We start from the raw sequence: 17,031 nt of genomic DNA, 5'->3' as shown, positions 1-17,031 counted from the left end.
CTACTTCATCAATCCCGCGGCCGTCAGCGCGCGGGTGATGACGCCGCTGACATCGATGCCGCGGCGCTTCGGTTCGCGCGGCGCCGGCTTGGGCTGGCGAACCGGCTTGTGAGACCTCGACCAGAGCTTGGCGGCAAGATCGGACGACTGCAGGGTTTCCGTCGCGGCCGATGCAACGACCTTCGGCGCCTGCGCCGGCTTGGCCGCTTCGCTGGCCGGACTGACGCGCTCAGTGAGGCCGAAGAAATTGGCGATGTGATAGGACGAGGAAATCCCCGCCTCGATCAGAAACGTGCCTTCCGCGCCATAGCGCTCGTCATTGCCGGAGAGCCCCAGCGGCGTGCCGTGGGCCATGTCTGATATGGTGTAGGATTCGACGACGGTCTCGCCGTCGGCATTCCACCAGACTTCGCGCGGATAGCCGTCGACATCGCCGATCGACATCGGCGCCGCCGGCAGACCGTGGACGTCGAGCCACTGCTTGATGATCTCGTTCGCGTTGCCCGGGTTCACCGTGCGGTCGGCGGTGCCGTGCCACACCGACACTTTCGGCCAGGGCCCCTTGTGCCTGGAGGCCTTGCGCACGAGATCGCCGAGCTTGCCGGCGGGACGCGACGTCGATTGCATCATGCCGCCGAGCGCTTCCCGGACATTGCTGGCGATGCCGAACGGCAGGCCGGCGATGATGGCACCGCCCGCGAACACGTCCGGATAGGTCGCCAGCAACACCGACGTCATCGCGCCGCCGGCGGAAAGCCCGGTCACATAGATGCGGCGCGGATCGAGCTTGTGATCGGCGACCATGCGCGCAACCATCTGCCGGATCGACGCGGCCTCGCCGCGGCCGCGCGCGATGTCGCCCGGATTGAACCAGTTGAAACAGGTATTGGCGTTGTTGGCCGCCTGCTGCTCGGGCATCAGCAACGCGAAGCCGTAGCGGTTGGCGAGCGTCGACCAGCCGGTGCCGAAATCGTAACCGGTTGCCGTCTGGCCGCAGCCGTGCAGCACGACGACAAGAGCGCGTGCAGGCAACAATTGCTCCGGCACATGGGCGAACATCTTGAGCGCGCCGGGATTGGTACCGAATCCGCTGATTTCGACCAGCGGACTCTGGGCCCCGGCCGATGTGCTTCGGCCATAGATTCCCAGGCCATTGAACCCGTTCAGCTTCGGGAAATGGCGCAAGAATTCGACGTTCTTGGCGAGGGACAACGACAGCTCCTGGGGCGATTGTTCTTAGATCACGCGATCCAGAACACATAGTTGCTGCACTGCAAAATAAAAAGGCCGTGCACTGTCATTCCCCACAATCAAATTTTGGCAGGTGACGTTAATTTGTCATCCCGTGATCCGACGCATCCATGTCAGGAATGCGGCGCAGGCGAGGATCGACGCGACAAACAGCGCGACAGAAGCGAGCAACGCCAGTCGCGCGGAGTGCGCTGATTCGATCGCGAAGAATACCGCGCCGATTGCAGCCACGCCGGCGGCGTTGGCGATTTGCGCCGTCGTGCCGTACATGCCCGAGCCCGCACCGGCGCTCGCCGGCTTGACGCTCGACAGCACCGCGCTCGACAGCGGCGCCATGACAAGACCCTGACCGTACCCGAAGACCGTCAGCACCAGCGCCAGCACGATGGCAGACGGCGCCTCGATCCATTCGACTGCAGCGACCAGCGCCGCAAGGCCCGCGATCTGCACGGCGCAGCCCTCGATCAATACCAGCGTGCCACGATGTCTGGCGCGTATTCCACCATGCCGCGAGGCGGCCACGAAGGTGAGCGCCAGCGGCAGGAAGGCCAGCCCCGCCCGCAGCGGCGGAATGTGCAGTCCCTTCTGCAGGTAGATCGTCATGACCAGGTAGAACGAGAGGTTGGCGAAGAAGAAAAAGAACACCGCGAGCAACCCACGCATGAACGCGGCATCCGACAGCAGCGCCAGATCGATCAGCGGCATGCCGCCGCGGCGGGCGACCGCCCGCTCCAGCCGCAGGAAGCCGGCGACAATGACGAGACCCGCCGCCATCACTAGCCAGACCCACGGCGACCAGTGAACATCATGGCCTAACAGCAGTGGGCCGATCAGGCACAGCAGACCGAGAAACAGCACGATGGCACCTGATATATCCAGCCGCGTGCCGGCCCGGCGTGGCGCCATCGGCATGATCTTGCAGGCGGCTGCGATGATGACGGCGCCGAAGGGCACGTTGACGAAAAACACCGCACGCCAGCCGACGCCTGCCAGATCAAGCGTCACCAGGAGGCCGCCGAGCAGAAAACCGGCCGCCCCGGCCAGCCCGAGCACGATGCCGTAAATGCCGAAGGCGCGCCCGCGCGAGGCATCCGCAAACAGCAGATGAATAGTGGCGAGCACCTGCGGCACCATCAACGCCGCGGTTGCGCCCTGCGCCAGCCGCGCCACGATCAATTCGGGCCCGGATTGCGCGAGCGCGCACCACAGCGAGGTGACGGTGAAGCCGGCTACGCCCGCGATGAAGACGTTGCGTGTGCCGTAGATGTCGCCAAGCCGCCCGCCGGTGATGACCAGCGTGGCATAGGCGATGAGATAAATTGCAATGACCGCCTCGATCTGCGCCGCGCTCGCGTGCAGCTCAACCGCAATGGTCGGGATCGCCACGTTGACGATGAAGGCATCGACCCCAAACATGAATTGCGCCGCGACCACGGTCGCGAGCACGAACCAGCGGCGCGAGGTATCGACGGGAGTTGAGACGATCTGATGCATGAGGATGGGCCTTGTCCGGGAATTCTTGCGCCGGATGATCTCAGGCCGCGGTCATCTCAGCGATTACCCCGGAGGTAAGCGATCACCCGCGTCCGTGAACGCAGCTCCCGCGGCCTGCAACCAAGCAGCATCGCCGTTTGCGCCCAAAGATGGTTCAAGGAAGCTTCATGCCTGCCGTTTCGAAATTGCTGCCCGCCGCTCTCGCCGCAATGCTGGCCGTTTCCCTTGCCGAAGGCGCATCGGCCAACCCGCAGCGGTTGCCAATGCCGTCGGACCCCGTGTGCCTGACCGCCTGTTTGACAGAGTATCAGGAACGGGAATTCCGGGCGGCGGCATGTCAGCCGGGCCGCGCGACAACCATGCGCTGGTTGCGGTCTCGCAGCATTGCCTTGCCCTTGCCCACCCCGTAGGTTTGCTGCCGAGCAAATCCAAAGAACAATAATTTCGGAGAGCAAACCCCATGGCACGCCTGAAGTTCGGAGCCTTTCTCGCCCCGCATCACCCGATCGGCGAGAATCCGCTGCTCCAGTTCCGCCGCGACCTCGACTTTGTCGAGCAGATCGACGCGCTCGGCTATGACGAGTTCTGGTGCGGCGAGCACCATTCCTCGGGCTGGGAAATGATCGCTTCACCCGAAATGTTCTTGGCGGCGGCCGGCGAGCGCACCAAGCGCATCAAGCTCGGCACCGGCGTGGTTTCGCTGCCCTATCATCACCCCTACAACGTGGCGCAGCGCATGGTGCAGCTCGACTGGATGACCGGCGGCCGCGCCATCTTCGGCTCGGGGCCGGGCGCGCTCGCCTCCGACGCGCACACGCTCGGCATCGATCCGATGACACAGCGTGACCGTCAGGACGAAGCGATCGCGATCATCCGCCGCCTGTTCAAGGGCGAGCGCGTCACCGCCAAGAGCGACTGGTTCACCATGCAGGACGCCGCGCTGCAATTGCTGCCGCTGCAGGAAGACATGCCGTTCGTGGTGGCATCGCAAATCTCGCCCTCGGGCATGACGCTGGCCGGCAAATACGGCATCGGCATCATCTCGCTCGGCTCGATGTCGACGCAGGGCCTGATGGCGCTGCCAACGCAATGGGGCTTTGCCGAGGATGCCGCGAAGAAAGCCGGCACCACGGTGAGCCGCTCCGACTGGCGCGTGCTCCTGAGCTGGCACATCGCCGAGACCCGCGAGCAGGCGCAGCGCGAGGCCGGCGCCGGCCTGATGCGCTGGCACAATGAATATAATGTCCGCACGCTGCAGCGGCCGGGGCTGGAGCCGTTCACCTCGCCAGAGGATGCGCTCGAGAAGACGGCCGGCGGCGAGAATGCCGCCTCCACCATCGGCACGCCGGACGATCTGGTCAAAACCATCAAGAACCTGATGCACGTCTCGGGCGGCGTCGGCGCCATCATCGGCTTCGTGCACGACTGGGCCAACCCGGAAAACACCCGCCGAAGCTGGGACATGGTGGCGCGCTACGTCATCCCGGAGATCAACGGCTATGTCGCCAAGCTGCGCGAGTCGCAGAAATTCCTGATCGAGAATCGCGCGGTGTTCGAGCGCGCGGGCCAGGCCGTGATGGCCAAGATCATGGAGAACGAAAAGGCGGCAGCCGCCTTGCAGCACACCGGCCCGGGCCGGGTGGCGATCCCGACCATTAACGCGCCGGATCTGCAGAAGGAAGCGGCGAAGCGCAAGGCGTGATGGCTTTGTAAGGGGCGCGGAGATCTCTCCCCCGTCATTGCGAGCGAAGCGAAGCAATCCATCCCTCAACTCGGGGATAGATGGATTGCTTCGTCGCTGCGCTCCTCGCAATGACGGGGTTAGCAGCGTCGCTCTATTCGCGAGCCAGAAGCCCCCTACTTCCCGTAATATTCCTGCACGGTGTCCCACGCGATGTTCTGCAGGAACGCTACAGTTTTTCCGTCGAGGCCGGCGAGATGGGCGTTGCCGACCGGCGAGCGCCCGGTGAGCGCCGCAAAGACCACGCAGGCGGCGAGATAAGTGCCGGCCAGGCTCGGATGGCGCTTGTCGGCGGCGTACAGACTGATCTCGGGCTGCTTGTCGAGCGCTTTCGCAAAGGCAAGGCCCGCCGGGATCACCAGCGCATTGTTTGCATTGCCTGCGATCGTATAGGCCTCGGCGAGTTGCGCCATCATTTCCGGCTTGTCGGCATAGGCGCAGGACATCAAGAACACCGGTTTGGCGCCCTTGGCGCGCACGATCTCGCTGTTCTTTTTGGCAAACTCGGTGAATACCGACTTGAGCGTCGGATGGACCGGGCACTGACTGCAATCCATCATGATGGCAACGTCGAACAACTTATCGAGCTTGTTGAAGACGACGTTGTTGTTCTCGTCGAAGGAATAGGAGCCGATCGCCTTGGGGCGGAAATAGCTTTCGACATCATGCCAGTCGATGCCGGAGCCGCTGATGGTGACGAGGTGGCGCGGTAGGCCTGCTTGTTGTCGGCGTCGGCGGCGCGTTGCATCGCCAGCACGTGACTGTGCATGCTGTTGTTGTAGTAGAAGAAGCTGTTGCCGATGAAGATTTCGGTCTTGGGAAAATCCGGCCCCAGCGTTTTGACCAAGGGTTTGGTCTGGGCCTGCGCCAACGAATTTCCGCTGAGCGTAACCAGCGCCAGCACGAGCAATCCAAGCATCCGCGGCACATCTACCCCCTGACCATTTGATTTTGGCGCACCCTACCACATGCTCGCGGCTTTGTGACGCGATCTGGAACATCCCGGGCATGGCGCCGGCCGAACGCAGGCTTTGCTGCGGCTAAACAAGGAGTTACGCCCGGGGGCAGCCAGGCGCGGCTGCCCGGCCGATATTTAAAGCCGCGACAAAGCCACCGACACGGTGGATAATATTTGCGATTTTCGCAGATCGCCCGGAGCAATTGCCATGTCGATGCAGAATGTGGCTTCATCAGTTAATATTCCGGTGCCGCCGAACCCCAAGGCGTTGCGGCATATTCCCGGCAACGAGGGCTGGCCGTTTATCGGCAACACGCTGGCGGTGCTGGCCGACCCCAAAGGACAGATCGAGAAGTCGGCCGCCAAATACGGCCTGATCTACCGCACCCATCTGTTCGGCGAGACCAGCGTGACGATGCTCGGGCCCGATGCCAACGAGCTCGTGCTGTTCGACCAGGCACGCCTGTTCTCCTCCACCCATGGCTGGGGACCGATCCTCGGCCTGTTGTTTCCGCGCGGGCTGATGCTCTTGGATTTTGAAGAGCACCGCCTGCACCGCCGCGCGCTGTCGGTGGCGTTCAAGTCGGGGCCGATGAAGTCCTATCTCGTCGATCTCGACCGCGGCATTGCCGCGCGGGTCAAGCAGTGGAAGGCGAAGCCGGGCGAGATGCTGGTGTATCCGGCGATGAAGCAGCTCACGCTCGATCTGGCGGCGACGTCGTTCCTCGGCGCCGATATCGGGCCGGAGGTCGACGAGATCACCCGCGCCTTCGTCGATATGGTGGCCGCGGCCGTGGCGCCGATCCGGCGGCCGCTGCCGTTCACGCAGATGGGCCGCGGCGTTGCCGGCCGCAAGCGGATCGTTGCCTACTTCGCCGAGCAGATACCGATCCGCCGCGCGCGCGGCGGCGGCGACGACCTGTTCTCGCAGCTATGCCAGGCGACGCACGAGAACGGCGCGCTGCTGTCGACCCAGGACATCATCGACCACATGAGTTTTCTGATGATGGCGGCGCATGACACGCTGACATCGTCACTGACCTCCTTTGTCGGCGAGCTTGCCGCCCACCCCGAATGGCAGCAGCGGTTGCGCGAGGAAGTCAAAGGCCTCGGCATCGAGGCCAACGATCCTTCCAGCCTCGACAATCTCGAAAAGATGCCGCTGTCGGAAATGGCCTTCAAGGAAGCGCTGCGGCTGAAGCCGCCGGTGCCGTCGATGCCGCGCCGCGCGGTGCGCGACTTTTCGTTTCGGGGATACAACGTTCCCGCTGGCACGCTGGTCGGCGCCAACCCGCTGTTCACGCACCATATGCCGGAGATCTGGCCCGAGCCCGACAAGTTCGATCCGATGCGTTTCTCCGAGGAGGCGCAGCGCGCCCGCAACCGCTTCGCCTGGGTGCCGTTCGGCGGCGGTGCGCATATGTGCCTCGGCCTGCACTTCGCCTATATGCAGGCGAAATGCTTCGCGCGGCATTTCCTGCAGAATCTCGAAGTGTCGCTGGAGCCCGGTTACAAGGCAGACTGGCAGATGTGGCCGATCCCGAAACCGCGGGATGGGCTGCGGGTGGTGGTGAAGGCGGTTTAGCCATATGCGTAGGGTGGCAAAGCCAACGGGTCGCGCATTCGCGCGACCCGTTGGCTTTGCCCACCCTACGATTTGCCGCTACTTCACCAGCGTCGTGAGTTGCGCGCCCTCATCTGCCACGAACACTGCGATCAATTCCGCCGGTTCGGTCATGCTGGCATTGGCCGAAATCAGATGGGTCGAGCCGGGCGGCTCGAAGAACGACTGGCCGACCCCAAACGTCTCGACCGGACCACCGGCCAATTGCGAGCGGATCTCGCCCTTGGTGATATAGGCGGTGACGGAGCCGGAATGCTGGTGCGGCGGCGTAAAGCCGCCGGGGCCATAGAACACGCGCACGATGGTGACGCGCTTGCCCGCCACGTTCGGAAGCGCATGCGAGCTGATCGGCTCGACGACATCCTGCGAGCCGGTCACGCTGTTGGCGCAGAGCGGCTCGATGATCGCCGAGACCGCATCCATGGTCGACGGCAGCGTCTTGCCGATGACGAAGGCGCAGGCGAGGCCGGCGACGATGGCGAGATAAAACGGACGGCCTTCGGATGGTGATTGCTGGAATGTTGCAGACATTTGCGTCTCTCCCCTTTTCTCAGTATATCGCCGTCATTGCGAGGAGCGAAAGCGACGAAGCAATCCACCTGTCCGGTATGCCGCGCGATGGATTGCTTCGCTTCGCTCGCAATGACGGTGTGGCCACTACCCCGCGCCCTGATCGAACGCCTTCTTCAGCATGACATAACCCTGCTGCTGCTGGCTCCAGTTGCGGCCGCCGATCATGGCGCCGTCGACCACAAGATCATGGCCGTTGACGAAGGAAGATTCGTCGCTGGCCAGAAACACCGCCGCGTGCGCAATGTCATCCGGCAGGCCGGCGCGCGGGATCGGCTGCGCCGATTTGTAGACCTCGCGCATCACGGCCGGGGTCTTTTCGGCGGCTTCCACCGACAGGCCCAGAGCTTTGCCGAAAATACCGGTCGCGATCGCGCCGGGCGAAATCGAATTGACGCGAATGTTGGATTCGCCGAGTTCCATCGCCACGCATCTGGTGAGGTGGATGACGGCGGCCTTGGCCGCGCTATAGACCATCGACGATGAATAGCCAGCCAGCGTGCCGGCGATGCTGCCGTTGTTGATGATGCTGCCGGAGCCCTGCTTGCGCATGTAAGGCGCCGCATGCTTCATGCCGAGCATCACGCTGCGAATCAGCGTCGCCATCGCCGCATCAAACCGCTCGACCTCGAGGCCTTCGATGCCGCCGGTCTGCGCCGGACCGCCGGCATTGTTGAACAGGCAATCGATGCGGCCGAATTTTTCCACCGAGAGATCGATCAGCGCCTTCATCTGCGCTTCCACCGTGACATCGGTCTGGCGGAAGATGCAAGTAGCGCCGAGCTTCCTGGCCAGCGCCTCGCCTTCCGGCGCGCGGCGGCCGGCGATGACGATTTTCGCGCCCTCTGCGACGAAGATCTCGGCGGTACGCAATCCGATGCCGCTCGTCGCACCCGTGATCACCGCGACCTTGCCGTCCAGCCGTCCCATGCTGTTCCCCCCGATATTGGTTGACGCCAATATTCCCGCCTCTTGCCGGCAAGGCAAGCGCGCTTGTTCCATCGCGTTCCCTCAGGCACCGGGCCGGTTTGCGACCTTAGATGCCCCGAAATCCTCGAATTTCGGCAGGGTTGGCCATATTTTGGATTCGCTGATCACGTGAAGTGACCATTCCGATGAAGAAATTGATCGACGAATTCAGACGCGGCTGGCATGGCATCTCCCAGCCCTCGCCGTTTTTCAGCACGGCCTTCGCGGCCGGCTGCCTCGTCCTGTCGACTATTGCCCGGTGGGGCGTCGCCCAGATCCGCCCCGACGTATTCTTCACGCCCTATTTCCCGGCGGTGTTCCTGGCCGCCGCGATCGGCGGCGCCCGGTTCGGGATCGCGACGGCTGTCGCGGGAGGCGTGCTCGGCGTCACCGTCAATTTCAGCAGCGCTCCGGCCGATTCCGCGCGGCTTGCGCTGCTACTGATGTTCTGGGGGGTCTGCGGCGTCGCCATCTGGGGCGTCGAGCATTACCGGACGATCGTCGCGCAACAACGGGAGGATTCCAAACGCCTGATCCGGGAAGAGGAATACCGCAAGCTGCTGGTCGAGGAATTGCAGCACCGGCTCAAGAACAAGACGTCGACGATCCACGCCGTGCTGCACCAGGTCCTGCAGGACCAGCCGCAGATCTGGGGCAGCATCGATCGCCGCCTCCGCGCGCTGTCGGCGACCGATGATCTGATTGCGCGGCTGGACGGCAGCGGCTGCGACATCAAGGACATGCTGCGCTCGGAGCTCGGGCCGTACGGCCATGTCCGATTCAATTTGAACGGCGACTCGCTGTTCCTGCCGGCCAAACTGGCGGTCAGCCTGGCGCTGATCTTTCACGAACTCGCGACCAATGCGGGCAAGTACGGCGCGTTTTCTTCGGCCCGCGGGCTGCTGCAGGTGTCGTGGTCGGTGTCGGACGGGCGCCTCAACGTCACCTGGGACGAGACTGAAGGTCCCGTGGTCGAGAAGGTCGGCCCGGCGGGCTTCGGCACCAAACTCTTGCAATCGGCGCTTCGTGCCTTCGACGGCAAGACCGAGATCAGCTTCCTGAAAACCGGCGTGCATTGCACGATGCAGTGCCGGCTTCCCGCAAGCTAGACACGGTAGAGCATGATCCGCAAAAGTGTGTAGCGGTTTTCCCTCGCGGAACGCGTTTGCGCGGAGATCATGCTCAAACCAAAAAGATGAAGCGGATGACGATTCGAAGATAAGTCATCCCGCTTTAGCGCCCTTTTCTCATCTTGAGACATCCATGCCGACGCAAGATGTTCGTCGTGCACTCGAAACGCGGTGAATCGAGATTCGCCTTGCACGAGACATTCTCGCCCGGTGTTGATACTCTGTTAATGACGATCGAGCGGACGTAGCTTGGAAATCGCTGACTTCTAGGGTTGTTGCGGCTTTTCGGAAGTCCGCTTAACCAATACTACAAGGGACTTTGCCAAGTTCCATCGCATGCATAGTCCCAAGAAAAACGATTTTCAGGCCGCGGCGACGCAGGCCAGCAATGAAAGTTCATTCGAATCCGAATTGAACATCCTGAGAGATGTCTTCAGGCTGCTTCCGAACGGCGTGACGGTTCAGGACGAGAACGGCGAATTCGTGCTGATGAACGAGGCCGCGGCGGCCACGCTGCAGAGGGCTGCCGCCGCGCCGGAAGCATCGCAACTTAACGATCGCCGCGAAACCTGCCTCGAATTGCTGCGTGCCGGCCGCACGGCCGTGCTGGAAGAATCCATTGCCGGCGGCCAAGCCAAGCAGGTCTTGCTGACCTCGCACCGGCCGGTCCGGATCGCAGAGCGCAATCTGCTGATCTCGAGCTCCACCGACATCTCCGAACAGAAGGCATTCGAGGAGCATCTTTTCCGCTCCGCCTATTACGACGAATTGACCGGGCTGCCGACGCGGCGCTTGATCGAGCATCGCGTCAACAGTCTCTTGAAGTACGACAACGGACAGGGCCGGTTCGCATTGGCCTTCCTAGACGTCGACAATTTCAAGCACATCAACGACTACTACGGGCATGCAGTCGGCGACGCGCTGCTGGTGGAGATGGCCAAGCGGGTGGGTCTAGATCTGCGAGATTCCGACATCCTGTCGCGGATCAGCGGCGACGAATTCGTTCTGCTGCTCAATCCGATCGAAAGCGAAGAGGAGGTCGCCGAGTTCATTCGCTTCATCCTGCAGCGGCTGAAGGCGCCGTTCTTCATCGACCAGTCCGAAATCTTCGCCTCGACCTCGATCGGCGTCAGCCTCTATCCCGAGCACGGAAGCAGCTATGAGGAGCTGCGTCAGAACGCCGATATCGCGATGTACCGCGTCAAGAATGGCAGCAAGGGCGCCGCGGCGTTCTTCGATGCCAGCATGGAGCGCGAGGCGCTGGCGCGGATGAAGGTCGAGCAGGCGTTGCGGGTGGCGATCCTGGAAAAGCGCTTCTGCTGCGCGTTCCAGCCCAAGGTCGACATCCGGACCCAGGAGATCCAGGGCGTCGAGGCGCTGGTGCGCCTGCGCGACGACGAGGGCGTGATTCAGGCCCCCAGCACGTTCATCAATCTTGCCACCGAACTCGGCCTGATCGACGAACTGACCCACCTGGTGCTGGCGGAGATCGTCAAATCGATCGACCTGATCAACGAGACCTTCGGCCCCGACACCACGATCAGCATGAACGTCGCAGCCAAGCAGGCCGGTAACCCCGAATTCATGGGACCGTTCGCCCAGGCGATCGAAGCCACCGGATTTCCCAGGCGCTTCATGATCGAGGTGACGGAGGACGCTTTCGTCACCAAGACGCATTTCCACGACGAGATCCTGCCGCTGTTCCGCAAGCTCGGCGTCAGGATCTCGATCGACGATTTCGGCATCGGCTATTCGTCGCTCTCGGCGCTGGCCGACATCACCGCCGACGAGATCAAGATCGACCGCTCCTTCATCACCGACATCCATAAGCGGCCGCGCAGCCAGGGCATCCTGCGGGCGATCGAATCCTTGAGCGAAGCGCTCGGCATGACCGTCATCGCCGAAGGGCTCGAAAGTTTCGAGGAACTGGCCTATCTGCAGGCCGCAACCAAGATCCGCTTCGCGCAAGGCTACTACTTCTCGAAGCCGATCTTCCTGGAAGATCTCAAGCTGGCGACCCCGCGCGCCAGCGAGGCGCGCGCCGGTCTGGTCAGCCGCCCCGCGCCGGAAACCCGCGCTAGCTATGCCCGCACCGGTACCTATCGCCGCTGATCGGAACCTCTTCAAGCGCCGCCGTCACGACAGCGCTTGAAGAGAGATCCGGTATTTGGCCAACCGCGAGCGTCTCCGCGTGACCCACCAAGGGCAGTTCGCCGCTGCAAGAGCCGCATTAAGCCTTAAGTAACCGGATTTCCTAACGGCTTATGACATCCGCGCATCGTATGCACGTTCCCGGGGGAAGGGCGAAATGCGCGAGCTGTTGCACCACCTGCATGGCATGAAGGCCAGAACCGTGGCGACCGGGCGGCACCTTGCCGCGACCATCCGGGGCCCGGTGCTGTGGCTGACGCTCTGCGGCGGGATACTGGTCGCGGCGATTTTCGTCGGCACCATCATGATGGCCGGTGAATTCCGCGAGCGTGCGCTTGTCAACAGCGAACGCGAACTGGAGAACACCGTTCGCCTGCTCGCCCGGCATTTCGACCAGCAATTCGAGGATTCCGACACGCTCGCCGACGACGTGATCACCCGACTGCAGATTTCCGGCATCGCCTCGGAGAAGGAGTTCCGGCAACGCGTCGCGAGCTCCGAAGCGCGCGAGATCCTGCGATCCAAGGCGGGCGTCCTGTCGTATCTCGGCGACATCTCGGTCTTCGATTCCAATGGCGACATGATCAACTGGTCGCGGCCGCTGCCGGCGCCGACGCTTAACATTTCCGAGCGCAGCTATTTCAGGAGCTTCAAATTCGACCCGCGATCGCCGTCCATTCTCACCGAGTCGGTTCGCAGCTATCTTACCGGAAAACTGAACTCGGTCATCGCGCATCGCTTGCGCGGCGAGGACGGCGCGTTCCTTGGCGTGATGACGCGGCGAATCAACCCCGCGAATTACGAAAGATTCTTCGCTTCCGTCGCCCTCGGCCCCGGCGCTGCCATCTCGATATTTCATGCCGACGGCACCCTGCTGGCGCTATCCGCGTGTCGACGAACAGATCGGCCAGAATTTCGCGAAGGCGCCGCTGTTGCAGCGCGTTCGGGACATGGGCGGCCAGCAGACGCTGCGTGTCCAAAGCCCGATCGACCAGACGGACAGGCTGGGATCCGCGGCACCGCTCTCGTATTACTCAGGCGTGGTGGTCGCGACCAACACGGTTTCCGCGGCACTTGCCGACTGGCGCGAGCAGACCCGTTTTCTGGTCCTTGCGGCCACGCTGTCGGCGGCGGTGATCGCCCTGACCCTGTTCCTGATCATCCGGCAGATCACCCGGCAGAACCGCGAGGCGCAGCAGCGGCTGGAAGCGGAACGGGGACGCCTCGATACTGCCCTGAACAACATGATCCAGGGCCTGGTAACGTTCGACGCCTCGGCGCGCCTCGTCACCTTTAACCGGCGCTATGTCGAAATGCACGATCTGTCGACCGACATCGTGAAGCCGGGCTGCCGCTTTCGCGACCTGATGCAGCATCGCAAGGACAATGGATCGTTCGACGGCGACGTCGATGCGTTCTGCTCCCTTGTCATGCGAAACGTCGCGCACGGTCAGGTCACCCACAGCATCATGCAATGCCGGGACGGACGCGCCTTCCTGGCCGTCAGCAGGCCGCTCGCGGATGGCGGCTGGGTCGCCACCATGGAAGACATCACCGAGCGGCGCAATCTCGAACAGGAGCGCGACCGCAACTACGCCTTCCTGAGCCAGATCATCGACCACATCCCCTCGCAGATCACCGTGAAGGATGTGCACGACCGACGCTATTTGCTCGTCAACCGCGTGGCGGAAGCCCAGTTCGGCGTTTCGCGCGACCTCATCATCGGCAAGACAGCCGAAGACCTCTTTACAGAGGCCGCCGCCGAGATCATTGCGGCCGACGAAGAGAAAACGCTGCAGTCCCCTGACGGCCTGTTCAAGGACGAGCATGTCTGGGAAACGCAAGGGCTGGGCCCGCGCTACATCACCTCCAGACGGCTCGGCATCCGCAATTCCGCCGGTCAGGCGCGTTACATCATCAACGTCGTCGACGACGTCACCGAGCGAAAGCTTGCCAACGAGAAGATCGCGCATCTGGCGCATTACGACGCGCTCACCGATCTTCCGAACCGGGTGCTGTTCCGCGAGCAGATCGAGCGCGAGTTGCGCAACGCCGCCGGCGGCAAACCATTCGCCCTGCTCTATATCGACATCGACGAATTCAAGGGCATCAACGACTCGCTCGGACACCATGTCGGCGACGAACTTCTGAAGGCGGTCGCGGCCTGCCTCAAGGATTGCATCAAGCCCGGCGATCTTATTGCCCGCCTGGGCGGCGACGAGTTTGCCGTCATCCAGACAGCGATCCGCGGCCGCGCCGATGTCGAGGAATTCGTGGCGAGCGTCTACGAGGCGATCCGCCAGCCCTATCAATGCCTCGGGCATCAGCTTTCGACCGACGCCAGCATCGGCATCGCGCTCGCGCCGGAAGACGGCACCGAACTCGACCAGCTGATCAAGCACGCCGACCTCGCGATGTACGCCGCCAAGGCTGAGGGGCGGCGCGTCCATCGCTTCTTCGAGCCCGCGATGGATGCCCGCGCCAAGGCGCGGCTCACCATGGAGCAGGATCTGCGGCAGGCATTGGCCGACGGCGGCTTCGAAATCTACTACCAGCCGCTGCTCGATCTCGGGAGCAATGAGGTGACGGGCTGCGAGGCGCTGTTGCGCTGGCGCCATCCCGAACGCGGCATGGTCTCTCCGGCCGAATTCATTCCGGTCGCCGAGGACACCGGACTGATCAACGAACTCGGCGACTGGGTGCTCCAGACCGCCTGTACCGAGGCAGCCGGCTGGCCGTCCCGGGTCAGGATCGCCGTCAACGTGTCGCCGATCCAGTTGAAGTCGCCGACGCTGGCGCTGCGGATCACCGGCGCGCTGGCCGCCTCCGGCCTGGCGCCCGATCGGCTCGAGATCGAAATCACCGAGGCGGTGCTGATCCATGACGACGAGACCGCGCTCGCGATCCTGCATCAGCTTCGCGCCATCGGCGTGCGCATCGCGCTCGACGATTTCGGCACCGGCTTCTCCTCGCTGAGCTATCTGAAGCGGTTCCCGTTCGACAAGATCAAGATCGACCGCTGCTTCGTCAGCGATATCGAGGTCGACGGTTCGGCGGCAATCGTGCAGGCGGTGGTGAATATTGCAGCTGCCCGCAACATGACCACGACGGCGGAAGGCGTCGAGACCGAGCAGCAGCGCGAGATATTGCGCCAGCTCGGCTGCACCCAGATGCAGGGCTATCTGTTCAGCGCACCCAAGCCCGCGGCCGAAGCCAGGCGATTGCTGGGTGCGCGATTGGAAGCCGCAACGGCCGTCGCCTGACGCCGCTCCAGCGCGCCGGTATCGAGTATCGCCGCGATCGCCGAACTGCCTCCCGCCTCCAGCGCCACGATCGCCTCCTTGGCCCAGAGGTAGGAGGCCTCGAAGATTTCCGTGTGGCGATCGAAATCCGTCACGTCGATCCCGACCGGAGACGGCGGCCGCATCACCGTGTCGAACGGTCCGACCGGTAGCGTATCGTAGCGCTGATGGGCCACCAGGCTTCGCCACAGCACGTTCACCGCGCTCGGCGCCGTGGGCAGCAGCTTCTTGCGGAACGGCGTCAGCATGGCGGCGATCAGCTCCAGCCGTCCCGGCAGCGAGGCATAATCGACGTCGAACATCTCCGCCGCCGGCTCGCCGAAATGCACGACCAGGTTGGGACCGCTCTTGAGCTGATGCATCGAGGCGAGCGGGACGTTATCGATCAGGCATCCATCGACCAGCATCGCGCCTTCCGCCGTGTAGAACGGCGGCAACAGCCCGGGAATCGCACTCGATGCCCGCACCGCCTGCCATACCGGCCCCGAGCGGATCAGTTCGAGATTGTGCGTCGAGAGATTGGTGGCGACGGCAGCGAATGGCCGCCAGCAATCCTCGATCCGGCAGTCGGGACCGTATTGATGGGCCAGCGCGCGGTCGAAGGCCTTGTGGTCGAGCAGCGCGTAGCGTGGCCAGGTCGGCCGCCGAAAACTTCTGCTCCTGACGAAGATCTCGTGCGTGCCGCGCTCGAGATGCTCGGCTTCGAGGTTTTTGGCAAAGCCCGCAACCATGGCGGAGCCGACGCTGGTGCCGACAAAGATATCGAACATCACGCCGCGTTCGCGAAACGCCTTGTAGATCCCGACATGCGCCGTGCCAAAACTGCCGCCGCCGGCGGCGACGAAGCCGATTGCCCGACCACACAGAAAGCGGACCAGGCTGTCGATATCGACCTGGTCTTCGAGCGCGACGTGGTGATGCATGAAGGCCGGCAACCGGGCAAGCCAGGCCGCGGTGCGAGAGACCTCGCCGCTTCGCCGGTCATGAACGCGCACGAGGCGCCGGGCCGAAATCGCATGAACCTCGCAGGCAAAGGCCTCGATGTCAGTCAATGGCGCTGCCGGCGCATCGCCGCGGCAGGCGAACACGACCATGTCGGCCTGGCGGATCGCCTTGCGCGCCCAGGGCGATGCGTCATGGCCGCCGAGATAGACCACCAGCGGCGCGGTGTGTTCGAGCTTGTTGAGCCACTCGGTCACGTCATGCGCATCGAGCGCGCGTCCCGGAAACATCGTCTGCAGACGGTCGGCGTCGACAATCTCGGCATCGATCGTGGCGAGCCCCTCGCGCATCCGGCGCTCGAAAGCGCCCGGCAGCGGCTCCAATCCACCGCCGATCAGCGCCACCGTTCGCGCCTTCGGCGAGGTGCGGAATGGCGCGATGCGCGCAGTTTCCCTGGCGAACCGCCGCGCCAGCGCCGCGAGCAGCGCCTCGACGATGGCGGGCGCTTCCTCGACCAGCTTCTGGTAGGCAGGACGCGTCAATGCCAGCACGCTGGTGTCGCGGATCGCGATCACGTCCGCCGTGCGCGGGACATCGGCGAAGAAGCCGATCTCGCCCACCAGTTCGCCGGCCCGCAGCTCGGCGATCGGCTCGAGATAGCCGGTCTTGCGCACCGCAAGCGCGCCGTGCAGCACCAGGAAAAGCGAATCCGACGGCCCGCCTTGCGCGACCAGCATCTGCCCCCGCACCAGATCCTGGCGGACCATGGCGCCGAGAGCCTTCAGCCGCTGTTCGGCACTGAGCGTTCGAAACAGCGCGAACTCCTCCAGCGCGGAGCTCCACGCAAGTACCGAACTCGATCCACTCATTTGGCGGTACCCGGTTGAAACGACCCGACT

Annotated in this window: 11 protein-coding genes and 1 pseudogene; 6 read left to right on the top strand and 6 right to left on the bottom strand. The window is 63.5% G+C overall.

Annotated elements, in window-relative coordinates:
* Positions 1-1,212 carry an extracellular catalytic domain type 1 short-chain-length polyhydroxyalkanoate depolymerase gene (locus LMTR21_RS01350; protein ID WP_065750455.1) on the bottom strand — a complete coding sequence of 404 codons (1,212 nt, stop codon included), beginning with the start codon at positions 1,210-1,212 and terminating at the stop codon, positions 1-3.
* Between the two features lie 126 nt (positions 1,213-1,338).
* On the bottom strand, positions 1,339-2,745 hold the full coding sequence (locus tag LMTR21_RS01345) for an MFS transporter (RefSeq protein WP_065750454.1): 1,407 nt from the start codon (positions 2,743-2,745) through the stop codon (positions 1,339-1,341).
* Between the two features lie 167 nt (positions 2,746-2,912).
* On the opposite strand from LMTR21_RS01345, the gene LMTR21_RS01340 reads away from it, so the two are divergent.
* The gene (locus LMTR21_RS01340; RefSeq protein ID WP_141688059.1) at positions 2,913-3,155 is read left to right on the top strand and encodes a hypothetical protein; all 243 of its coding nucleotides are present in this window, start codon (positions 2,913-2,915) and stop codon (positions 3,153-3,155) included.
* 50 nt (positions 3,156-3,205) lie between these two features.
* Positions 3,206-4,447 carry an LLM class flavin-dependent oxidoreductase gene (locus tag LMTR21_RS01335; RefSeq protein ID WP_057862766.1) on the top strand — a complete coding sequence of 414 codons (1,242 nt, stop codon included), beginning with the start codon at positions 3,206-3,208 and terminating at the stop codon, positions 4,445-4,447.
* Between the two features lie 155 nt (positions 4,448-4,602).
* Here LMTR21_RS01335 and LMTR21_RS01330 read toward each other — a convergent pair whose 3' ends face one another.
* The gene (locus LMTR21_RS01330; protein WP_430642517.1) at positions 4,603-5,496 is read right to left on the bottom strand and encodes a hypothetical protein; all 894 of its coding nucleotides are present in this window, start codon (positions 5,494-5,496) and stop codon (positions 4,603-4,605) included.
* Between the two features lie 156 nt (positions 5,497-5,652).
* Between LMTR21_RS01330 and LMTR21_RS01325 the strand changes: the two genes are divergently transcribed.
* The gene (locus LMTR21_RS01325) at positions 5,653-7,029 is read left to right on the top strand and encodes a cytochrome P450 (RefSeq protein WP_065750453.1); all 1,377 of its coding nucleotides are present in this window, start codon (positions 5,653-5,655) and stop codon (positions 7,027-7,029) included.
* A gap of 78 nt (positions 7,030-7,107) precedes the next feature.
* Here LMTR21_RS01325 and LMTR21_RS01320 read toward each other — a convergent pair whose 3' ends face one another.
* A complete protein-coding gene (locus tag LMTR21_RS01320; RefSeq protein ID WP_065750452.1) occupies positions 7,108-7,599 on the bottom strand; it encodes a cupin domain-containing protein in 492 nt (163 codons plus the stop codon).
* Between the two features lie 126 nt (positions 7,600-7,725).
* Positions 7,726-8,568, bottom strand: coding sequence for an SDR family NAD(P)-dependent oxidoreductase (locus LMTR21_RS01315; protein ID WP_065750451.1), 843 nt, complete (start codon positions 8,566-8,568; stop codon positions 7,726-7,728).
* 185 nt (positions 8,569-8,753) lie between these two features.
* Between LMTR21_RS01315 and LMTR21_RS01310 the strand changes: the two genes are divergently transcribed.
* The 3 genes and pseudogenes from LMTR21_RS01310 (at position 8,754) to LMTR21_RS01300 (ending at position 15,151) form a co-directional block, all read left to right on the top strand.
* Positions 8,754-9,716 carry a sensor histidine kinase gene (locus LMTR21_RS01310; RefSeq protein WP_065750450.1) on the top strand — a complete coding sequence of 321 codons (963 nt, stop codon included), beginning with the start codon at positions 8,754-8,756 and terminating at the stop codon, positions 9,714-9,716.
* A 357-nt stretch (positions 9,717-10,073) separates the two neighbouring features.
* The gene (locus LMTR21_RS01305; protein ID WP_065750449.1) at positions 10,074-11,849 is read left to right on the top strand and encodes a putative bifunctional diguanylate cyclase/phosphodiesterase; all 1,776 of its coding nucleotides are present in this window, start codon (positions 10,074-10,076) and stop codon (positions 11,847-11,849) included.
* A gap of 226 nt (positions 11,850-12,075) precedes the next feature.
* Positions 12,076-15,151: pseudogene (locus tag LMTR21_RS01300) on the top strand (EAL domain-containing protein).
* Here the strand turns inward: LMTR21_RS01300 and LMTR21_RS01295 are convergent.
* On the bottom strand, positions 15,067-17,001 hold the full coding sequence (locus LMTR21_RS01295) for a patatin-like phospholipase family protein (RefSeq protein WP_065750448.1): 1,935 nt from the start codon (positions 16,999-17,001) through the stop codon (positions 15,067-15,069). The pseudogene LMTR21_RS01300 and the gene LMTR21_RS01295 overlap by 85 nt on opposite strands.
* Between the last annotated feature and the right edge of the window lie 30 nt (positions 17,002-17,031).

This window comes from Bradyrhizobium paxllaeri (assembly GCF_001693515.2).
Lineage (GTDB): Bacteria > Pseudomonadota > Alphaproteobacteria > Rhizobiales > Xanthobacteraceae > Bradyrhizobium > Bradyrhizobium paxllaeri.
The sequence above is the reverse complement of the archived record's forward strand: the minus strand, read 5'-3'. Positions and strand labels throughout refer to the sequence as shown.

Excerpts from the sequence above, each read along its gene's own strand:
- LMTR21_RS01345 (WP_065750454.1), bottom strand. The coding sequence starts at position 2,745 with ATGCATCAGATCGTCTCAACTCCCGTCGATACCTCGCGCCGCTGGTTC.
- LMTR21_RS01340 (WP_141688059.1), top strand. The coding sequence starts at position 2,913 with ATGCCTGCCGTTTCGAAATTGCTGCCCGCCGCTCTCGCCGCAATGCTG.
- LMTR21_RS01335 (WP_057862766.1), top strand. The coding sequence starts at position 3,206 with ATGGCACGCCTGAAGTTCGGAGCCTTTCTCGCCCCGCATCACCCGATC.
- LMTR21_RS01330 (WP_430642517.1), bottom strand. The coding sequence starts at position 5,496 with ATGCCCGGGATGTTCCAGATCGCGTCACAAAGCCGCGAGCATGTGGTA.
- LMTR21_RS01325 (WP_065750453.1), top strand. The coding sequence starts at position 5,653 with ATGTCGATGCAGAATGTGGCTTCATCAGTTAATATTCCGGTGCCGCCG.
- LMTR21_RS01320 (WP_065750452.1), bottom strand. The coding sequence starts at position 7,599 with ATGTCTGCAACATTCCAGCAATCACCATCCGAAGGCCGTCCGTTTTAT.
- LMTR21_RS01315 (WP_065750451.1), bottom strand. The coding sequence starts at position 8,568 with ATGGGACGGCTGGACGGCAAGGTCGCGGTGATCACGGGTGCGACGAGC.
- LMTR21_RS01310 (WP_065750450.1), top strand. The coding sequence starts at position 8,754 with ATGAAGAAATTGATCGACGAATTCAGACGCGGCTGGCATGGCATCTCC.
- LMTR21_RS01305 (WP_065750449.1), top strand. The coding sequence starts at position 10,074 with ATGCATAGTCCCAAGAAAAACGATTTTCAGGCCGCGGCGACGCAGGCC.
- LMTR21_RS01295 (WP_065750448.1), bottom strand. The coding sequence starts at position 17,001 with ATGAGTGGATCGAGTTCGGTACTTGCGTGGAGCTCCGCGCTGGAGGAG.